Here is an 18,162-nt window from a genome sequence, read left to right as displayed (position 1 = left end):
CGGGTCGTGGCCGCCCGCCTCTGTGTGAGAAGTTCCGCATAAATGGTCAACAAGAAACCGACATCCCACCCCCACAATCAGCCCCCTGAACTGGCCCAGACCCTCCTGGCGCTGATGCACGCGCAAGGCGAAGTGGCGCGCCTGAGCGAACGCGAACAGCTGTTCAGCTCGTTGCTCGACAGCGTCAATGCCGTGCTCTGGGCGTTCGATTGGGAATCCCGTCAGGTGCTGTATGTCAGCCCCGCCTACGAACGCATCTTCGGCCGCCCGGCCGATCGGCTGCTGGCCGACTTCAATGAATGGCGCGACAGCATCTACCCTGACGACCTCGACTATGCCGAGCGCAGCCTGGCCGACGTGCTGGTCAAAGGCGCTGTGGAAGACCGCGAATACCGCATCATCGATGCCGACGGTAACGTCCGCTGGCTCAGCGACAAATGCTTCATCAGCCAGCAGACCGACCACGAGCAGCGGCTGATCGTGGTCGGCATGGCGGAAGACATCACCGAAAAGAAACGCGTCGAAGACGAACTGCAGCTGCTGGCTACCACCGATGTCCTGACCCAAAGCAGCAACCGCCGACACTTCTTCGACTGCGCTCAGCAAGCGTTCGAAACGGCACGGCGGGAGCACACGCCGTTGACCTTCCTACTGCTCGATATCGATGATTTCAAGCAGATCAACGACACCTACGGCCATCAGGAAGGCGACTATGTGCTGCAGCGCATCGCCGACACCGGCAAAGCCGTATTACGCCGTGGCGATCTGTTCGGGCGCATCGGTGGTGAGGAGTTTGCCGCGGTGTTCCCGGGTTGCACGCCACAGGTCGCCGAGCAGATCGCCGAGCGCTTGCAGCGGGAAATCCAGCGCTTGCAATTCAGTCATGATCAACAGGGGTTCGGCGTGACGGTGAGTCAGGGGCTGACGGGCATCAGTGAAGTGGATAAGTCGCTGGACAGCCTGTTTGCCCGCGCGGATGCGGCGATGTACCAGGCCAAGCGTCAGGGCAAGAACCAGATTGTGATTGGCTGAACAGGCCTCATCGCGGGGCAAGCCCGCTCCCACCGGTGGGAGCGGGCTTGCCCCGCGATGCCTGCTCAAACCTTGCGCAGTCTACCCAGCTCCGCCATCCCCACCTTGAGCAACCGTGCCGTCTTGCTCTCGGCCAACGCCTCCAGCCCCTGATCCGCCGGCAACCGCGCCAGCTGCCCGGCCAGGTTCATCACCAGTGCTTCACGCGAATACACCCCGCCGCCCAGCTGGTAGATCGCCGCAATCAGTTCGCGCAGCTCCAGCGGCAAACGCCAACGAGTGCGCAACGCCGAACCGAAGGCCGCGCCATATTCATTGAGCGACAACTCAACGTCGTCCTCATCCAGCTCGCCCCCGGATAAGCGCCACTCCTGCAAGCAACGCAGCAACGCCAGGTCACCCAGGCAATGCAGCAGACCGGCGCAGTAACACCGCTCCGGGTCCAGCTCGAGCATCCGCGCCAGCACCCGGGCGTACTCGGCCGCGTGCAGCGACAGCTCCCAGAAGTGCTGGGCCCGCTGCGACAACAACGGGTCACTGAGCTTGGCGCTGCGCTTGAGCGTCAGCCCCAGGATCAGGTTCATGCTCTGCGTGGTACCCAGTTTGTTCAGCGCCTGCAGCAACGTCTGCACAGCGCCGTCGCGGTGCAATGCCGCGCTGTTGGCAGCAGCGATCAGCACGGCAGTCACCTGCGGGTCGTTGCGGATCTCTTCTTCCAGGGTTTTGAGGTTGAGCCCCTGCGGGTTCAGGCTACGTTTGATGGCCTGCTGCACATCGGCCAGCAACGGACCTCCATCGGCCGTGGCCCGGCGTCCTTCGAGAAAACGCGTCAGGGTCATGCCCGGTTGCAGCGCCGGCACCGGACAAGCGATGTGTTCACCGACCTTGAGCAGCAGCTCCTCCAGGCGATGACGCAGGGAATCCATGTTCAACGGTTTGCTCAGGTAAGCGGTGGGCGCGAACGGCAAGGCTTCGCGCACGCTGGCGCTGTCACTGCGGTTGCTCATGAGGATAAACGGCAGCGCTGGCTGGCGCCCCTTGGCGCGCACATTACGCAGCAAATCCAGGCCGTCACCACCGGGCAGTTCGCGCGCGGCAATGATCAGGTCAGGCTGGCACGACAACGCCGCCAGTGCCTGGGAGCCATCGGCGCAGACCTGCACCCGTGCATCGCAACGCACGCTGAGCAACATCTGGCTGAGCATCTCCCGCACCCAGGGGTCGCCTTCGGCAATCAACACACAAGGTGCTGTGGGCGGGTTGGTAATGCGCATACGCGGCTCTCCGATAATTCACGACGCGCCATCCTGCGCACCTTCCAGGATTTCTCCTTGTTGGCAACCTTAGCCGTGTTGCATTCCTGTAGTCGAAAAAAAACCCGCCGAAGCGGGTTTTTCTTCTACTGCGTCACAGTTTACGCGAGTTCTGCGAAGCACTCTTCGATGATTGCCAGACCTTTGTCCAGTTGCTCATCAGGCGAGGTCAGCGGAACCAGGATACGCAGGACGTTGCCGTAAGTGCCGCACGACAGCAGGATCAGACCCTTGTCACGCGCCTTGGCCACAACCGAAGCCACGGCAGTAGCGTTAGGGGTGTGGGAACCGGCCTTGTCGAACACTTCAACAGCGATCATCGAGCCCAGGGCACGCACGTCACCGATGATCGGGTGCTTGTCCTGGATCTTGCGCAGGCCAGCGACCAGACGCTCGCCAACAGCCTGGCTGCGCTCCAGCAGTTTCTCTTCTTCGAACACTTCCATCACGGCCAGGGCCGCGGCGCAAGCGATCGGGCTACCGGCGTAGGTGCCGCCCAGGCCGCCTGGAGCGATAGCGTCCATGTACTCGGCCTTGCCGCAGACACCGGCCAGTGGGAAGCCACCGGCGATGGATTTGGCGAAGGTGGTCAGATCCGGGGCAACGCCCATCTGCTCCATGGCGAAGAAGGTGCCGGTACGGCCAGCGCCGGTCTGCACTTCGTCAGCGATCAGCAGGATGCCGTGCTGGTCGCACAGGGCGCGCAGACGCTTCATGAACTCTTTAGGCGCAACGTAGAAACCGCCTTCGCCCTGAACTGGCTCAAGGATGATCGCGGCGATGTCGCGTGGCTCGGCGTCGTTCTTGAAGATGCGCTCGATCGACGCGATCGAATCGTCAACGCTGACACCGTGCAGGTCGTTCGGGTACAGGGCACGGAAGATGCCGCCTGGCATCAGGCCCATGCCGGCCGAGTAAGGCACGACTTTACCGGTCAGGCCCAGGGTCATCATGGTACGACCGTGGTAGGCGCCGGTGAAGGCGATCACGCCGGCACGGCCAGTGGCGGCGCGGGCGATCTTGATGGCGTTCTCAACGGCTTCGGAACCGGTGGTGACCAGCAGGGTTTTCTTGGCGAAGTCGCCTGGGACCTTGGCGTTGATCTTTTCGCACAGCTCGACGTAAGGCTCGTAGGCCAGTACCTGGAAGCAGGTGTGGGTCAGTTTGTGCAGTTGGGCTTCGACGGCAGCGATGATCTTCGGATGCACGTGACCGGTGTTCAGTACCGCGATACCGCCGGCGAAGTCGATGAACTCGCGGCCTTCAACGTCAGTCACGGTGGCGTTTTTTGCCGACTCGGCGAAGATCGGGTGGATCTGGCCAACACCGCGCGGAACAGCGGCGATACGACGTTGCATCAAAGATTCGTTGGTCTTGTTGCTCATAATGTCCTCAATTCGCCACACACAAGGTGGCGCGATTCAAGTCAGAGTGGCCGGTATTCAACTGCGCGCAGCATGCGTTGATCGACTGCTGCAGGGGCCCAGGCCACCGGGTGTACGGTGTAAAAAGGCCAGCGAGACGTCGCTCTCGCGCCCCGCTGGCAGAGGTAAAGCCTTACGCTGCGATCAGATGCTGATGCACAGGTATTTGATTTCCAGGTAGTCCTCGATGCCGTACTTGGAACCTTCGCGGCCCAGGCCCGAGGCCTTGATACCGCCGAACGGCGAGACTTCGTTGGAGATCAGACCGGTGTTGATACCGACCATGCCGTACTCCAGCGCTTCGGCGACACGGAACACACGGCTCATGTCACGGGCATAGAAGTACGAGGCCAGACCAAACTCGGTATCGTTGGACATGGCAATGACTTCAGCCTCGTCCTTGAAACGGAACAGTGGCGCCAGCGGGCCGAAAGTTTCTTCCTTGGCTACTGCAGCGTTGTTCGGCACGTTGACCAGCACGGTCGGCTCGAAGAAGTTGCCTTCGATCAGCTTGCCGCCGGTCAGTACCTGAGCGCCTTTGCCAACGGCGTCGGCAATGTGCTCCTGAACCTTGGCTACCGCTTTGCCATCGATCAGCGGACCGGTGGTGGTGCCGTCTTCCAGGCCGTTACCGATTTTCAGCTTGGCCACAGCGGCCTTGAGCTTCTCGGCGAAGGCATCGTAGACGCCGTCCTGCACGTAGATACGGTTGGCGCAGACGCAGGTCTGACCGTTGTTGCGGTACTTGGAGATGATCGCGCCTTCGACGGCCTTATCCAGGTCAGCGTCGTCGAACACGATGAACGGTGCGTTACCGCCCAGCTCCAGGGAAACTTTCTTGATGTCCTTGGCGCATTCGGCCATCAGCTGGCGACCGATTTCGGTCGAGCCGGTGAACGACAGCTTGCGCACGATCGGGTTGCCGGTCAGCTCGCTGCCGATGTCGCCAGCGCTGCCGGTCACCACGCTCAGCACGCCAGCCGGAATACCGGCGCGGGTGGCCAGCTCAACCAGGGCCAGGGCCGAGTACGGGGTTTGCGAAGCAGGCTTGAGCACCATGGTGCAGCCAGCGGCCAGGGCCGGGCCGGCTTTACGGGTGATCATCGCCGCCGGGAAGTTCCACGGGGTGATTGCCGCGGTTACGCCGATTGGCTGCTTGATCACGATCAGGCGCTTGTCTGGCTGGTGGCCAGGAATGGTGTCGCCGTAAACGCGCTTGGCTTCTTCCGCGAACCACTCGATAAAGGAAGCGGCGTAGGCGATTTCGCCCTTGGCTTCAGCCAGTGGCTTGCCTTGCTCGGTGGTCATCAGGCGGGCCAGGTCGTCCTGGTGCTCGATCATCAATTCGAACCAACGACGCAGCTTGCCAGCACGCTCTTTGGCGGTCAGTGCACGCCAGGCCGGCAGCGCCTTGTCGGCGGCCTCGATAGCGCGACGGGCTTCGGCCGCGCCCATCTTCGGCACAGTGCCGATGATCTCGCCGGTGGCCGGGTTGTTGACCTTGATGGTCTGACCGTTGTCCGCGTCCAACCACACGCCATCGATGAAGGCTTGCTGGCGGAACAACTGGGCGTCTTTAAGCTGCATGTCGGCTTCCTTAACGGCACCGTACAGACACGGCGCGAATTATTGATTGTAGAAAAAGGAGAGCGTTTGAAATCTCAAACGAATCCTAGGAGCAACGGCGAAAAAGGACAATAGGGTGTTCGAAAAAAAGAACAAAAAGCGCTGTGCGGTGGTGATTTTCAGATCAACGTCACTTATAGCTCCCTGTGTGTGCAAAATCGAACACAGCCATTCTGGCGATGGACGCCGACAGTCTAGATGGGTATCATGGCGCCCGCGTTGCACTCGTAGCTCAGCTGGATAGAGTACTGCCCTCCGAAGGCAGGGGTCGTGGGTTCGAATCCCGCCGAGTGCGCCATCTTCCTCTCCCTTTGCTTGCAAAGACCCGGCGCTTGCGCCACTCCAGCTGTTCAAGATCCTTTCCTTTATTACTCTTCGCTCTATCCAAATCCCCTGTAAGTCCTGTTGGCTTTACCTCGCTTAAGCAATCCGCTTACAATGATGGCAATATGCCCACCAACATGGACTGCGGCGCAAGGTTACCCACACCCTCCAGGGAATTTAGGAATGAAAATGCTGAAACACTGTCTGGCTTTGACCGTTATCGCTTCGCTCGTAGGTTGCCAGGCGACCGGCGAGCAGTATCAATCCGATGTGTTTGATGCCAGCCAGGTGAACACCCAGCAAGAAGCCAAGACCGTCAAGATCCTCACGATCTCGCCGACCAAGATCAAAGTCAGCAACGAAAAGAACCAGAAAGCCGCAATGATGGTTGGCGGTGTGCTGGGCGCTCTGGGTGGCGCAGCATTGGGTGCCGGCAAGAACAAAGACACCGCTATCGTCGGTGGTGTGGCCGGTGGTGGCGCAGGCGCCCTCGCAGGCTCGATGGTCAACGACACCACCCTGGTGCCAGGCGTGCTGATCGGCTACTCCGAGAGCGGCAAGATCTACACCTCCGCCCAGGTGGGTCGTCCTTGCGACTTCCAGGTGGGTGGCATCTCGCTGATGGTCATGACCATGTCCAACGAAACCCGCATTCAGCCGAATGCTACCTGCCCAGAACCTAAAAAGAGCTGAGGCAACCGGCCATGAAGCATATTGTTCTGGGCACCGCCCTCGCACTGTCTGCCATGACCGCCACGGCCGGCCAGTTCGATCAGCTTTACCAGATCGAACAGCAGACCAAACAGCAAGAAGCCGCCCTGGAAACCGAGCGCCTGCGTCAGGCCGCTGCGGCCCAGCAACGTGCTGAATCTCGCGAAGCCGCTGCTCGCCAGCAACGCGCTGCCTCGCAGCGTGCCGCTGCGCAAGCCGCCGCCGAACGGCAGCAGGCGCAAGCCGCCGAGCAGAAACGCGTTCGCACCCGTGAAGAAGGTTTCGAAGACGAACTGCGCGCACTGGAGCTGGAAGAGCGTCGCCTGCAGCTGCAAGCGAAAAAAGCGCAGGTTGCACGGGCTAACGACTACATCGATGCCGAGCTGCGCGACAGCGCCGCGCGCACCGACGTGATCCAGTCCAACGCCGACTCCGCGCGTAACGTGACCTCCGGTACCAAGTCCTTGCTCGAAGATGCGGGCAAGGCCGAGGTCAATCGCTCCAACAGCCTGTTCGGCAAGTAACCATCACAGGGCTACCCCGGCCGTTAGGCCGGGGTCGACCCTTGCGGAGACAACATCATGCTGCGTCTGTTTATGCTGGTAGCGGCTGGCCTGCTGCTGAGCGGTTGCTTCAAGGAAGAAGCCAAGTTCCCCACCGTCGACCTGCACGGCCGTCTGGTGGTTGATCAGGAAATGACCACCTCGCGTCAGGCCCAGGGCATCCAGGGCGATTACTTCAAGCGCGTGCTCAGCGTTAACGGTCAGGACATGGACTTTGGCGCTTTCGTCAAACAGTACTGCCCAGACACCAACACCCGTAACGAAACCTGCATCAAGGCCTTCCGTATCAAGAAGATCGACGATGTCAGCGGTGCTACCCGGTTCTTGCCTAACGGGCTTTAAGTGTTGGTTGCGTTGCCAGAAGGCTCAGGTGAAAACCTGGGCCTTTTTTTATGGTTCATGTAGGAGCGGATTTATCCGCGATGGGTCGCAGCGCGGCCCCAAATGCTGGGACTGCTACGCAGTCCATCGCGGATAAATCCGCTCCTACAGCTAATTGTGAACATTCAACCCTTGACCCGACGCTCGTGCATCTGGCCCTACACTCCGGTGCCTGCACTGACGCATCTTCGAAATCTGAGCACGGAAACTCAAAATTACGAACTTCATCTCCCGTAGTTTCAACCCAAACACTGGTGAGCAAACGAAAGATGCGGACAATGCACGCGAGGTGGAACCTTGAAATACATCATTGAAGCATTCGATAAAGAGACCGAACAACTGGCTTATGAAATCGCTCTGCCTGACGGATGCGATGCTCAGCTAGCGGCAATCATGGGGTGGATAGCGCCCCAGCGAGGGGATGAAGGATACAACCTGACCAGCGAACAGGTGGCGGCGATTGAAGTGCTCGCTAACAGAACCATTCACGAACACGACCATATCCTGCAGCTCACCTGCAACATCGATTAATTGTCTGAGCGAGGGGGCGCATGAATGCGCTCCCTCAGCTGTGGTAGGAGCCGATTTGCGCGAAGGCAGGTGTTAGGGGATGTTTCGAAATAGGATAAATTGCTGGCTGAATCGGCGTCCTAGGAAATAACCTACTCGGTCTGTCGATAGACGTCTGATTGTCCCTGGGAACTCGTACCTCTAGGCTCCTGCCTGTCACCGAAAACTCGGTGATCGGGTGTGGTAACCCGGAGTTGAGATTTCAATACAGTCTATGGCGGCTGTGCGTGGGAGGCTTTCGGGCCTGCCGGGAATTGAAATCTCAACCGGTTTACCACCCCGCGCACAGCTGCCACCCATTCGTGTGGTAACGGATGACGGTGTCAGCCCCACAGCTGAGATTTCGACATGAAAAAAATCGTTCCCGATCCACCACTAGATCCCTCTATCACCACCGCCCACACCGTCTTCGGCAATTGCGAAGCCGGCCACTCTCCGCTGTTCGCCGTCTGCTCCGGCATCGCCGCCCACGACGCGCTGGTGCACGCCTCTTTATATCTGAGCTGTGCCTACGACACCGGCTACAAAGCCTTCGACAACATCGATCCGGCCAGCAAGAACTTTCTCTGGTCGACCCTGCATTCGGTAGAAATGGCCAAGGGCCTGGTCGATGCGCTGCTTGATGGCATAGAAGATCGACCCATGGACCCGCTAAACAGATAACACGGTGGGAGCGGGCTTGCCCCGCGATGCGATGTGGCTGACAGCCCGCAATCGCGGGGCAAGCCCGCTCCTACCGGGGTTACAGGTACCATGACGTTTTTCAATCGGGTCGATGCCGCTTTCTCCCTTGCTCTGTGGCCATCTGTACACGATTCTGTAGGTATCTGCCGTCATCAACTCCCAGCATCGCAGAGGCCTCTATGAAAACCGTGGCACAGCTCCTGAAAACCAAAGCCGAGAAGCATCACCAGGTGCATACTATTGGCCCCGAGCAGATGGTGCTCGATGCACTGCGGCTGATGGCCGAGAAGAACGTCGGCGCCTTGCCGGTGGTCGAGGGCGGCCAGGTGGTGGGGATCGTCAGTGAGCGCGACTACGCGCGCAAGATGGTGCTCAAGGGCCGCTCGTCAGTAGGTACGCCGGTCAGCGCAATCATGAGCGCGCCGGTGATCACGGTGGACCCGCACCAAAACATCGATTACTGCATGAGCATGATGACCAACAGCCACCTGCGGCACCTGCCGGTGGTGGAGAACGGCGAGCTGCTGGGCTTGCTGTCGATCGGTGACCTGGTCAAGGAGGCCATCGCCGAGCAGGCCAACATGATCCAGCAACTGGAACAGTACATTCGCGGCGATTGACTCGCCGCGGCACCCCTCAGCGGTATTCGGTCTCCAGCTCATCGAGCTGGTGGTCGAAGCTGCGCAGGCGCGCCGACCAGGTGTACACCAGCACTTCCAGGTCGCGGTTGAGTACCGCGCCCCCGCGCCCGCTGCTTTGCTGTGAATCACACAGGTCCAGCTGATAACGCTCGCGGGCCATGGCGGTGGCCACGGTGGAGAGTTCACGGGCGTTGTCCAGCCAGTGGCGGCGCAGGTCGTGGGTTTCCTTGTCGAGTTCCCGGCACTGGCGCTTCAGGGCTTCAAGGCTCTGCTCCAGCGGCGTGCCTTCAAGCTCGCCCATAACTTCCTGAAAGGTCCGCCCCGGCTGCCAGTAGCTGCCCCAGAAGTAGCGGTCGAACACCGTCTCGACCCGGCGCAAGGCAACCTTGGTGTTCCAGATCGCAACCAGCGTGCGCCCCTGGGCCAGCTGGCGCTTGCTGACCCGCAACTGCTGCCAGGCTATCCAGGCCAGTGCCGTCAGCGCCAGCGCCCCAATCACGCCAGCGGCGGCGTAGAGAAACACCAGCGCCTGGTTCAGTTGATACGCTTCTTTGACACCATAGAAATAACCGGCGGTCAGCAGGCCCAAGGCGGTTACGGCACACCAGAAACCGACGGCATAGGGATCTTTCATTGCGCTATCCCCCCTGTTGTTTTTTCCTGAGCATAGCAACGCCAATCGCCGGTATCGGTGCCACTCAGCGTTTATTTCGCAGGGCCTCATTGAGCTGATCGAACATCACCGCCCAGTCGGCATCTTCCTCGATACTCTCTTTCAAAAACGCCCGCTGGCTCTGCGTCCAGAACGGCGCGTCGACCAGTTTTATGTCGCTTTTGAGCGGTGAATGGCTAGTGATGAATTGATCGATGCCGACCGGATCGTCGGGCAGGCCAAGCTGTTTGAACAGTTCGGAAAACTTATGCGTCGATGCTTCCATGGGGCACTCCTTGGGGCCAGACCGGTCGTCCACGACGCCAGCCTGGCAGTGGGTTGATCATCAGCACACCTCGCGCACTTCGGCGTTCGGCACCAGTTTCAGGTACTGCGTCATGTTCATGTGGATCAGGTGGTCGTGATCGCCGGCCTCGACATAGATATCACCCTGGCGGGTCAGCGTCGGGTCCACCAGCATCTTGATCGAATACGCATCACCCAGCGCCGGGATGGCGCCCCGCTCACAGTCGCCGAACAGGTGGGGCAGGTTGCTTTCAGAGGTCATGTGCCACTGACCGGTGGCCTGTACCTTGCTCATGTCCAGGTGACGGTTGGCCGGCAGTACCGCCATCAGGTAGTTGCCATGACGGTCGTCGAGCATGACCGACTTGGCCACCCGCTCGGCCGGCACCCCGGCCATACGGGCCGACTCAAGGCTGGTGGCTGAGTGTGGGTGAGAAACAACGTCGTAATCGCAGCCGGCCTTGTCCAGGCACTGCTGCAGGGTTTTTGCCATACGCATGATGCACCTCCGCAGATAGCTCCCCCCACTTCTGAAGTTTAGGCCGTGCTGCCTCGGGCAGCCGACTAAACTTATTGGACACGCACAAACCGGGTGAATTCAGGTGATCGCTCGCTGGTGTCGGCATCTGCTCTTGCTGCTCTTGCTCGGCACGCTGCCTGCTGGCCAGGCGGCGCCCGGCCAATCGGTGCTGGTACTGAGTATTAACGACGCCATCGGGCCGGCCAGTGCCGATTATCTGATTCGTGGTCTGCACCAGGCCGAAACCGACCAGGCGCAACTGGTGGTGATCCGCCTCGACACCCCAGGCGGGCTGGACAGTTCGATGCGCGAGATCATCAAGGCGATCCTCGCCAGCCCCGTGCCGGTGGCCAGTTTCGTCGCCCCCGGTGGTGCCCGCGCAGCCAGCGCCGGCACCTATATCCTTTACGCCAGCCACGTCGCCGCCATGGCCCCAGGCACCAACCTGGGCGCTGCGACGCCGGTGCAGATCGGCGGCCTCCCCGGCACCCCGAAAGACCCTGGCGCGCCACCGGCAGCGCCCACCGGCGACAAGCAAGCGGCGCCGAGCGAGCAGGACACCTTGACCCGCAAGCAGGTCAACGACGCCGCCGCCTACATCCGCAGCCTGGCGCAGATGCGCGGGCGTAACGCCGACTGGGCCGAGCAGGCCGTGCGTGAAGCCGTCAGCCTGCCTGCCAGCGAAGCCCTGCGCCTGAAGGTGATCGACCAGATCGCCAACGATCTGCCCGACTTGTTGCGCCAGCTCGACGGCAAGTCCCTGGAAGCCGCGGGGAAAACCGTGCAGTTGCAGACCGCCGCCGCGCCGGTGATCGAGCGCCTACCAGACTGGCGCACACGCCTGCTGGCGGTGATCACCAATCCCAGTGTCGCGCTGATCCTGATCATGATTGGCGTCTACGGCCTGATGTTCGAGTTCATGAGCCCCGGCTCCGGGGTCGGCGGGGTGATCGGCGGTATCTGCCTGTTGCTGGCGCTGTATGCCTTGCAGCTGTTGCCGGTGAGCTACGCCGGGGCGGCGCTGATTCTGCTCGGCCTGGCCTTCATGATTGCCGAGGCGTTCATGCCCAGCTTCGGTGTGGTCGGCTTTGGCGGCATCGTCGCTTTTGTGGTGGGCGCGGTGATCCTGATGGACACCGATGTGCCCGGCTTCGGCATTCCGCTGCCGCTGATTTTGTTTCTCGCACTGTTCTCGGCGCTATTGCTCGGCGGTGTGCTGGGCATGGCCATCAAAGCGCGCAAGCGCGCGCTGGTCAGTGGCGATGCCGGGCTGGTCGGCAGCCTGGCCACGGTCATGGCGGTGAATGACAGCGATCCATACATCGGCTCGGTGCAGGTGCAAGGTGAGCAGTGGCAGGCGTACAGCCAGACGCCGCTGCAGGTGGGGCAACACGTCCGGGTGGTTTCACGCAAGGGCGTACTTCTGGACGTCAGCGCCGCAGCCGACGCTGTGGCGCAAGGAGACTGAAAATGTTCTTCGAACTGGGCATTGGTGCGCTGCTGGCATTTGCTGCGGTGCTGTTACTGTCGGCGTTTCGCATTCTGCGCGAGTACGAACGGGGCGTGGTGTTCCAGCTCGGGCGCTTCTGGCGGGTCAAGGGGCCGGGGCTGGTGTTGCTGATTCCCGGGGTCCAGCAGATGGTCCGGGTCGACCTGCGTACGGTGGTACTCGATGTGCCGCCGCAGGACGTGATCACCCGCGACAACGTCTCGGTCAAGGTCAATGCGGTGCTGTACTTTCGCGTGCTCGACCCGCAGAAGGCGATCATCCAGGTCGAGGACTTTCTCATGGCCACCAGCCAGCTGGCGCAGACCACCTTGCGCGCGGTGCTCGGCAAGCATGAGCTGGATGAGTTGCTGGCCGAGCGCGAACGCTTGAACCTGGACATCCGCCAGGTGCTGGACGCGCAAACCGACGCCTGGGGCATCAAGGTGGCCAACGTCGAGATCAAGCATGTTGACCTCAATGAATCGATGATTCGCGCCATTGCCCGCCAGGCTGAAGCCGAGCGCGAACGGCGGGCCAAGGTGATTCATGCCGAAGGGGAATTGCAGGCCTCGGAGAAATTGATGCAGGCCGCGGAAATGCTCGGGCGCCAGTCGGGGGCCATGCAACTGCGGTATATGCAGACCCTGGGCACGATTGCCGGGGACAAGTCGTCGACAATCATTTTTCCGTTGCCGATCGAGATGCTCAAGGGGTTTGTGGATAAGTGAGGTACCCGGTGGGAGCGGGCTTGTCCCGCGATTGCGGTGTATCTGTCAGATCGCATCGCGGGGCAAGCCCGCTCCCACAGGCAGTGGTCTACCAACCACCGCCCAAGGCCAGGAATAGACCGATCTGCCCCATCGCCACCTGTGTATTGGCCATCGCCAGTTGCGCACGCATATCGGTATAAGTCCGCGTCGCCTGCAAATCCGCCAGGAACGACTCGCGCCCCGCCCGGTAGAAACGGTGGGTATGCTCGGCCGCCTGCTGCGCCGAGCGTTCAGCATCGGCCAGGGCATCACGCCGCTCCAGCAACGCGCTGTACTGCGCCAGGCTGGTCTGGGTTTCGCGGATGGCGTTGAGTACCACCCCGTCGAAATGCGCCAGCGCCGCCTGGGTCGAGGCCTCGGCCCCGCGGATGCGTGCGCGCGAACCATTGGTCGGCACGGTCCAGGTCAACGCCGGGCCAAAGCCCCAGCGGTTGGTCGCCGGTTCGCCAAGATTCTCCAGGATACCGATGGTGCCGACCTGCGCACCGATGCTGATGTCCGGGTAAAGCTGACCGGTAGCCACGCCGATGGTCGCCGTGGCCGCCGCCAGGCCGCGCTCGGCCTGACGGATGTCCGGACGCCGCTTGAGCAGTGCGGCGCCATCCCCCACCGGCAGCACCTGGGCGATGTGCGGCAGCTCGGCGCAATCGGCGGTACCGGCCGGCAACTGCGCCACCGGTTTGGCCAGCAGCATCGACAGGGTATACAAACCTGCCTCACGTGCGGCCTGGTAACGCGGCAGTTCGGCACGCAGCGACTTGAACTGGGTCTGTGAACGGGTCACCTGGGTTTCGTCGCCACGCCCGGCGTCGCGCAGACGCTGAACCAGGGTCACGCTCTGCTCCTGCAAGTCCAGCGACTCCCGCGCGATGTGGTACTCCTCGTTGGCTGCACACACCTGGGTGTAGGCGCGTACCACGTCGGCCACCAGGGTAATGCGTGCGGTATCGGCAGCGGCCTGGGTTGCGTCGGCATTGGCCTGGGCCGCTTCGACGCCACGCTTGAGTGTGCCCCAGAGGTCGAACTGGTAGGACGCGCTGAGGATGGCTTCGCCGATGTTCGCCACCGGTACCTTCTCCGGCAGCAGGAAGGCTTCACCGGATTCCTGCAAACGCTGCGCCCCCAGTTTCACCCCGCCATTCCATCCGCCCTGGGCTTGCGCTTCCTCTACCTGGGCACGGGCACGGACGATATTGGCCGCCGCGACGCGCAATTCGGTGTTGGCCGCCAGCGCCTGGCTTACCAGCGTGTTCAGACGCTGATCGTGATACAGGTGCCACCAGTTCTGCGGCACCGGTGCCGACACCACGCTGTTGGCATCCTGGCGCAACTCACCCTGCAGATCGGCACGCTGGATCGCGCCATCCTTGGGCAGCTGATAATCCGGCCCGACCATCTGGCAGGCCGACAGCAGCAAGCTCACACCCAGCAGCGACAGACGTTTCATTGGCCGTTACCGTCAATGATCGACACGGTCGCGGTACGCCCGGCGATCATGCGAAAGTCCGCCGGTACTTCATCGAAGGCGATCCGCACCGGGATCCGCTGGGCCAGACGCACCCAGCTGAAGGCCGGGTTGACGTTGGGCAGCAGGTTGGCACCGCTGGTACGGTCACGGTCTTCGATTCCCGCGGCAAAGCTTTGCACATGCCCGCGCAGACGGGCGTTGTCACCCATCACGCGGATATCCACAGCCTGACCGATGTGGATACCACCGAGCTTGGTTTCTTCGAAATAGCCATCAACGTGGTAGGACGCGCTGTCGACCACCGCCAGCACCGGCTTGCCGGCGCTGACAAACTCGTGCGCACGCGGTGCACGGTCATTGAGGTAGCCATCCACCGGGCTGCGCACCACCGAGCGGTCGAGGTTGAGCTGCGCCGCGTCGACCGCGACCTGGGCTTCGGCCAGCGCCGATTGCGCGCGGGCCTCGCGCGACTGGCTCTCTTCCAGTTGCTCTTGCGCCACCAGGTTGCCCAGGCCACGGTTACGCCGCGCCTCGCGCTGGGCCTGGGCGTGGGTTTCCTTGCGCTCGGCCAGGGTCGCCTGGGCATGGCGCAGGGCCAGCTTGAAACGGTCCTGGTCGATGGTGAACAGCACGTCGCCACGCTTGATCACCTGGTTGTCGCGGACTTCGACCTGCTGAATCAGCCCGGACACGTCCGGGGCGATCTGGATCACGTCGGCGCGGATATGCCCGTCCCGCGTCCAGGGGGCGAACATGTAGTACATGACCATCTGCCAGACCAGTACGGTCGCCAGTGTCACTACCAGCAGGGTCAGGACCACGCGGCCCAGGGTCAATAAAGGTTTTTTCATGGCAGCATCAGGTTTCGGCAAAAGTGGTCGACCGTGCCGAGCAGCACGGCGTAAAGCGCAACGTTGAACAACGCCCGGTGCCAGACCAGACGGTAGAAATGCACACGGGTAAGCACGGCGTGCACCCCGAGAAACAACAAGTAGGTGAGGACCATCATCACCAGCAGCGTGGGCAGGAACACCCCGCTGATATCCAGTTCACCGATCACAGGGGCGCTCCATCGATGCCGTAAGGCAGTTGCGGCTGGTCGTCAGAAGGTTCCAGCACCACCTCGACACCGGGCAGCAACGCCAGGCGCAGGCCGCTCAAGGCATGCAGCAGGTGCACGCGGGCGTCGGCGCTATCCGCCAGGTCATTGAGGTTCAGGGCGCGGCGGGCGCGCTCCATGTTCTGCAGCAGCACTTGCGGCGCATGCAGACGACGGCGGGCATCCAGACAGGCCTGAAAGTGCTCACCGACTTCCTCCACCACCCGTTCCAGCAACTGCCGTGGCTGGGCACCAACCCGTGGCATATAGGCCAGCAGGTCGAGCAGGTTCAGGCCCACGCGCAGGTCGCGCAAGGCGCTGCCGGTGTCCTGGCCGGTCTGGGTCAGGCGCGGCAGGTGCTGCATCAGGCGGTCGAGCATCTGCACGCCGAGGCGCCGGTGTTCGGCCAGGGTCGCAGGCCGGGTCATGCCGACGATATCGTGCCAGCTGAAACGCGTCAGGCGCTTGGCCGCCAGTTCGACGCCGAACGGGCGCATCACCAGGGTCCAGATAAAGGCGAACAACAACCCCACCGGCCCGGCCAGGTTGGAGTTGATGAAGGTCAGGAAGTTGGCGTCGTAAGCGCCCTGGATACTGATGAACGAGGCGGTGTTGACGATGGTCAGCAAGGTGCCGAGGTAGAACTGCGGCTGTACCGTCAGGGTGCCGACGCAGATGAAGGGTACGGCAAACGCCAGCACCAGCATCGGGAAGTCGTGCAGGTTGGGCAGCACCAGAAACAGGTAAAGGCTGGCGAACACCACCGACACCGCCGTCCAGAAAAAGAAGCGGTAAATCTGCGGCGCCGGATCGTCCATTGCCGCAAAGAAGCTGCAGGCCACGGCGGCCAGAATCACCGCGCTGCCGCCGTCGTTCCAGCCCGAGAGGATCCACAGGGTGGTGGCGGCGATGATGGCGGTGACGGTGGAGAACACCGAGTAGAGCATCAGGCCACGGTCGAAGAACGGTGTCAGCCGACCCAGGCGCCAGTGCCGGTACACCGCGCGCCAGGGCGACAGGTCTTCGTTGCGGATGGCGTGTTGCAGGCTGCAGCAGTCCTGCCACAGGTCGACCCACTCGGCCAGGCGGTAGAGCGCATTGGACAACAGCAACGCGGCGCGCTCGTCGAGGGCCGCGGCGCTGGGCTGCATCGCTTCGAGTTGTGCCCGCAGGGTTGACCAGCGGCTCGGCGCAGCGTCGCTGGCGGTGCTTTGCAACCATTCACGGGCCTGCTCCAGCAATGGCTGCAGTTCAGAGGCCTGGGCCGGCGCGCGCGCTTCGAGCGCGACCAGGGCATCGTCCAGCGCATCGACCACCGGCAACAGGTGGATCATGCGGCCACGCAGTTCGCGGGCATTTTTCACCGTCTGCGGGCGCGCGCCCTCATGGGACAGCTGGCCAATCATCAGCTCCAGCGAGTTGAAGGTGGCAACCATCGCCGCACGCGAGGTGCCAACGGTCTCGGTCGAGACGCTACGGGCGAGAAAGGTGTCGCTGTAGCGGATCGCTTCGTTGAACCAGTTGCCGGTAGCCCCCACCAATACCGGGGTCAGGCGCCGCGGCCAGAAGATCGCCCCGACCACCGCGGCACAGACGATCCCCAGGCAGATTTCCTGGGCCCGTGACGAGGCGATGTCGAACACCCTCAGCGGATCGTCGACCACCGGCAAGGCGATCATCGGCAGGGTGTAGCCGGCCAGCATCAGGGCATAGCTGTTGGCCGTGCGCAGGTGTAGCGAGAGAAACAGCAAGGTGCCGGTCCACAGGGCAATCGCCACGGTCAGCAGCACCGGCGTCTGCACCAGCAGCGGTACCATGAACACCGCGCCAGCCGCGCCCAGCAGGGTACCCATCGCACGGTACAGCGCCTTGGAGCTGGTGGGACCGACAAACGGGCTGGAGACGATGTACACCGTGGCCATGGCCCAGTAAGGCCGCGGCAGTTGCATGAGCAAGGCGATGTACAGGGCGATCATCGAGGCCGCGAAGGTGCGCACGCCGTAAAACCAGTCGCGGGCGGGCGGCATGGAGCTGAAAAAATCCTTCACGCAGACACTCCAGGGGTGCGCTGTGCGGCCTGTTCGAAGGCCCGCAGCACACGCAGGGTGGCCAGCAGATCAGCTTCATCGATGCCCTGCAGCACCTCCCGGCGCAGACGCACCAGCTCGCCCTCGATGGTTTCCGCCAGCACCCGGCCACTGTGGGTCAGGCTCAAGGCTTTGGCCCGGCGGTCCACCGGGTCCTCGCTGCGGCAGACGAACCCGGCATTGCACAGCTGGTCGAGCAGGCGCACCAGCGACGGGCTTTCCAGCCCTGCCGCCTGGGCCACCGCCACCTGGTGCACGCCATCGCCCAGGCGCACGATCATCAGCAACGGCATGGCACAGGCTTCGGAAATACCATAGCCGGCCAGGGTCGCCTGGCAGATCCGCCGCCAGTGCCGACCGGCCACCACCATACCGCTGCTGATGTTCAGGTGCAGTGCATCGAGAGTCATGAAGGGAGGGTCATCGCTATATTCATAGTTTGCTAACTATCAATATTCTTCGATCATCGCCCCCGCCGTCAAGCGCGGCTGACGAGCGCGAT

20 protein-coding genes and 1 tRNA gene are annotated in these 18,162 nt (G+C 62.2%); 10 read left to right on the top strand and 11 right to left on the bottom strand.

What is annotated here, in order from left to right; all coding sequences use genetic code 11:
• Positions 1-42: 42 nt before the first annotated feature.
• The gene (locus NPS47_RS18950) at positions 43-1,032 is read left to right on the top strand and encodes a GGDEF domain-containing protein (RefSeq protein WP_274296328.1); all 990 of its coding nucleotides are present in this window, start codon (positions 43-45) and stop codon (positions 1,030-1,032) included.
• A 65-nt stretch (positions 1,033-1,097) separates the two neighbouring features.
• On the opposite strand, the gene NPS47_RS18945 is transcribed toward NPS47_RS18950, so the two are convergent.
• The 3 genes from NPS47_RS18945 to gabD all read right to left on the bottom strand — a co-directional run bounded on the left by NPS47_RS18945 (position 1,098) and on the right by gabD (position 5,356).
• Positions 1,098-2,306, bottom strand: a complete 1,209-nt coding sequence (locus tag NPS47_RS18945; RefSeq protein ID WP_274296327.1) for a response regulator — start codon at positions 2,304-2,306, stop codon at positions 1,098-1,100.
• Between the two features lie 140 nt (positions 2,307-2,446).
• Positions 2,447-3,730, bottom strand: a complete 1,284-nt coding sequence (gene gabT / locus NPS47_RS18940) for a 4-aminobutyrate--2-oxoglutarate transaminase (RefSeq protein ID WP_274296326.1) — start codon at positions 3,728-3,730, stop codon at positions 2,447-2,449.
• Positions 3,731-3,913: 183 nt separating this feature from the next.
• On the bottom strand, positions 3,914-5,356 hold the full coding sequence (gene gabD, locus NPS47_RS18935; RefSeq protein WP_274296325.1) for an NADP-dependent succinate-semialdehyde dehydrogenase: 1,443 nt from the start codon (positions 5,354-5,356) through the stop codon (positions 3,914-3,916).
• 260 nt (positions 5,357-5,616) lie between these two features.
• Here gabD and NPS47_RS18930 point away from each other — a divergent pair.
• From NPS47_RS18930 to NPS47_RS18900, 7 genes are all read left to right on the top strand, one after another.
• Positions 5,617-5,693, top strand: a tRNA-Arg gene (locus NPS47_RS18930).
• A 209-nt stretch (positions 5,694-5,902) separates the two neighbouring features.
• On the top strand, positions 5,903-6,412 hold the full coding sequence (locus NPS47_RS18925; protein WP_274296324.1) for a hypothetical protein: 510 nt from the start codon (positions 5,903-5,905) through the stop codon (positions 6,410-6,412).
• A gap of 11 nt (positions 6,413-6,423) precedes the next feature.
• Complete coding sequence (locus NPS47_RS18920) at positions 6,424-6,954, top strand: DUF5384 family protein (protein ID WP_274296323.1); 531 nt, start codon at positions 6,424-6,426, stop codon at positions 6,952-6,954.
• A 57-nt stretch (positions 6,955-7,011) separates the two neighbouring features.
• Positions 7,012-7,335, top strand: coding sequence for a hypothetical protein (locus NPS47_RS18915; RefSeq protein WP_274296322.1), 324 nt, complete (start codon positions 7,012-7,014; stop codon positions 7,333-7,335).
• 336 nt (positions 7,336-7,671) lie between these two features.
• Positions 7,672-7,905 (top strand): DUF7683 domain-containing protein, encoded by a 234-nt coding sequence (locus tag NPS47_RS18910; protein WP_274296321.1) that lies wholly within the window; start codon positions 7,672-7,674, stop codon positions 7,903-7,905.
• Positions 7,906-8,292: 387 nt separating this feature from the next.
• Positions 8,293-8,607, top strand: coding sequence for a DUF3077 domain-containing protein (locus NPS47_RS18905; RefSeq protein WP_274296320.1), 315 nt, complete (start codon positions 8,293-8,295; stop codon positions 8,605-8,607).
• Between the two features lie 200 nt (positions 8,608-8,807).
• On the top strand, positions 8,808-9,248 hold the full coding sequence (locus NPS47_RS18900) for a CBS domain-containing protein (RefSeq protein WP_274296319.1): 441 nt from the start codon (positions 8,808-8,810) through the stop codon (positions 9,246-9,248).
• 16 nt (positions 9,249-9,264) lie between these two features.
• Here the strand turns inward: NPS47_RS18900 and NPS47_RS18895 are convergent, their stop codons facing one another.
• The 3 genes from NPS47_RS18895 to NPS47_RS18885 form a co-directional block, all read right to left on the bottom strand.
• Positions 9,265-9,903 (bottom strand): NADH:ubiquinone oxidoreductase subunit N, encoded by a 639-nt coding sequence (locus tag NPS47_RS18895; protein WP_274296318.1) that lies wholly within the window; start codon positions 9,901-9,903, stop codon positions 9,265-9,267.
• Positions 9,904-9,967: 64 nt separating this feature from the next.
• Positions 9,968-10,207, bottom strand: a complete 240-nt coding sequence (locus tag NPS47_RS18890; RefSeq protein WP_274296317.1) for a DUF2789 domain-containing protein — start codon at positions 10,205-10,207, stop codon at positions 9,968-9,970.
• A gap of 60 nt (positions 10,208-10,267) precedes the next feature.
• Positions 10,268-10,726 carry an aminoacyl-tRNA deacylase gene (locus tag NPS47_RS18885; RefSeq protein ID WP_274296316.1) on the bottom strand — a complete coding sequence of 153 codons (459 nt, stop codon included), beginning with the start codon at positions 10,724-10,726 and terminating at the stop codon, positions 10,268-10,270.
• A 103-nt stretch (positions 10,727-10,829) separates the two neighbouring features.
• Between NPS47_RS18885 and NPS47_RS18880 the strand changes: the two genes are divergently transcribed.
• Together NPS47_RS18880 and NPS47_RS18875 are read left to right on the top strand one after the other, a co-directional pair.
• A complete protein-coding gene (locus tag NPS47_RS18880; protein ID WP_274296315.1) occupies positions 10,830-12,215 on the top strand; it encodes an NfeD family protein in 1,386 nt (461 codons plus the stop codon).
• A gap of 2 nt (positions 12,216-12,217) precedes the next feature.
• Positions 12,218-12,964 (top strand): slipin family protein, encoded by a 747-nt coding sequence (locus tag NPS47_RS18875; protein ID WP_274296314.1) that lies wholly within the window; start codon positions 12,218-12,220, stop codon positions 12,962-12,964.
• 88 nt (positions 12,965-13,052) lie between these two features.
• On the opposite strand, the gene NPS47_RS18870 is transcribed toward NPS47_RS18875, so the two are convergent.
• From NPS47_RS18870 to NPS47_RS18850, 5 genes are read right to left on the bottom strand one after another with little or no spacing between them, the layout of a single operon-like run.
• Positions 13,053-14,453: an efflux transporter outer membrane subunit gene (locus NPS47_RS18870; protein ID WP_274296313.1), complete on the bottom strand. Its 1,401-nt coding sequence runs from the start codon at positions 14,451-14,453 to the stop codon at positions 13,053-13,055.
• Positions 14,450-15,325, bottom strand: a complete 876-nt coding sequence (locus NPS47_RS18865; protein WP_274296312.1) for an efflux RND transporter periplasmic adaptor subunit — start codon at positions 15,323-15,325, stop codon at positions 14,450-14,452. Before NPS47_RS18865 ends, NPS47_RS18870 begins: the two co-directional genes overlap by 4 nt.
• On the bottom strand, positions 15,322-15,534 hold the full coding sequence (locus tag NPS47_RS18860; protein WP_028943804.1) for a DUF1656 domain-containing protein: 213 nt from the start codon (positions 15,532-15,534) through the stop codon (positions 15,322-15,324). Before NPS47_RS18860 ends, NPS47_RS18865 begins: the two co-directional genes overlap by 4 nt.
• Positions 15,531-17,621 carry an FUSC family protein gene (locus NPS47_RS18855; RefSeq protein WP_274296311.1) on the bottom strand — a complete coding sequence of 697 codons (2,091 nt, stop codon included), beginning with the start codon at positions 17,619-17,621 and terminating at the stop codon, positions 15,531-15,533. The genes NPS47_RS18860 and NPS47_RS18855 overlap by 4 nt, the downstream gene beginning before the upstream one ends.
• Positions 17,618-18,070 carry a MarR family winged helix-turn-helix transcriptional regulator gene (locus NPS47_RS18850; RefSeq protein ID WP_274296310.1) on the bottom strand — a complete coding sequence of 151 codons (453 nt, stop codon included), beginning with the start codon at positions 18,068-18,070 and terminating at the stop codon, positions 17,618-17,620. The genes NPS47_RS18855 and NPS47_RS18850 overlap by 4 nt, the downstream gene beginning before the upstream one ends.
• Positions 18,071-18,162: the final 92 nt, after the last annotated feature.

The sequence above is a fragment of the Pseudomonas putida genome (genome assembly GCF_028682475.1).
GTDB lineage: Bacteria > Pseudomonadota > Gammaproteobacteria > Pseudomonadales > Pseudomonadaceae > Aquipseudomonas > Aquipseudomonas putida_AG.
This window is presented reverse-complemented; position numbering and strand designations above follow the sequence as displayed.

Coding starts and splice junctions, on each gene's coding strand:
- NPS47_RS18920 (WP_274296323.1), top strand. CDS start 6,424: ATGAAGCATATTGTTCTGGGCACCGCCCTCGCACTGTCTGCCATGACC.
- NPS47_RS18870 (WP_274296313.1), bottom strand. CDS start 14,453: ATGAAACGTCTGTCGCTGCTGGGTGTGAGCTTGCTGCTGTCGGCCTGC.
- NPS47_RS18915 (WP_274296322.1), top strand. CDS start 7,012: ATGCTGCGTCTGTTTATGCTGGTAGCGGCTGGCCTGCTGCTGAGCGGT.
- NPS47_RS18850 (WP_274296310.1), bottom strand. CDS start 18,070: ATGACTCTCGATGCACTGCACCTGAACATCAGCAGCGGTATGGTGGTG.
- NPS47_RS18925 (WP_274296324.1), top strand. CDS start 5,903: ATGAAAATGCTGAAACACTGTCTGGCTTTGACCGTTATCGCTTCGCTC.
- NPS47_RS18890 (WP_274296317.1), bottom strand. CDS start 10,207: ATGGAAGCATCGACGCATAAGTTTTCCGAACTGTTCAAACAGCTTGGC.
- NPS47_RS18895 (WP_274296318.1), bottom strand. CDS start 9,903: ATGAAAGATCCCTATGCCGTCGGTTTCTGGTGTGCCGTAACCGCCTTG.
- NPS47_RS18865 (WP_274296312.1), bottom strand. CDS start 15,325: ATGAAAAAACCTTTATTGACCCTGGGCCGCGTGGTCCTGACCCTGCTG.
- NPS47_RS18945 (WP_274296327.1), bottom strand. CDS start 2,306: ATGCGCATTACCAACCCGCCCACAGCACCTTGTGTGTTGATTGCCGAA.
- NPS47_RS18885 (WP_274296316.1), bottom strand. CDS start 10,726: ATGCGTATGGCAAAAACCCTGCAGCAGTGCCTGGACAAGGCCGGCTGC.
- NPS47_RS18900 (WP_274296319.1), top strand. CDS start 8,808: ATGAAAACCGTGGCACAGCTCCTGAAAACCAAAGCCGAGAAGCATCAC.
- NPS47_RS18875 (WP_274296314.1), top strand. CDS start 12,218: ATGTTCTTCGAACTGGGCATTGGTGCGCTGCTGGCATTTGCTGCGGTG.
- gabD (WP_274296325.1), bottom strand. CDS start 5,356: ATGCAGCTTAAAGACGCCCAGTTGTTCCGCCAGCAAGCCTTCATCGAT.
- gabT (WP_274296326.1), bottom strand. CDS start 3,730: ATGAGCAACAAGACCAACGAATCTTTGATGCAACGTCGTATCGCCGCT.
- NPS47_RS18905 (WP_274296320.1), top strand. CDS start 8,293: ATGAAAAAAATCGTTCCCGATCCACCACTAGATCCCTCTATCACCACC.
- NPS47_RS18950 (WP_274296328.1), top strand. CDS start 43: ATGGTCAACAAGAAACCGACATCCCACCCCCACAATCAGCCCCCTGAA.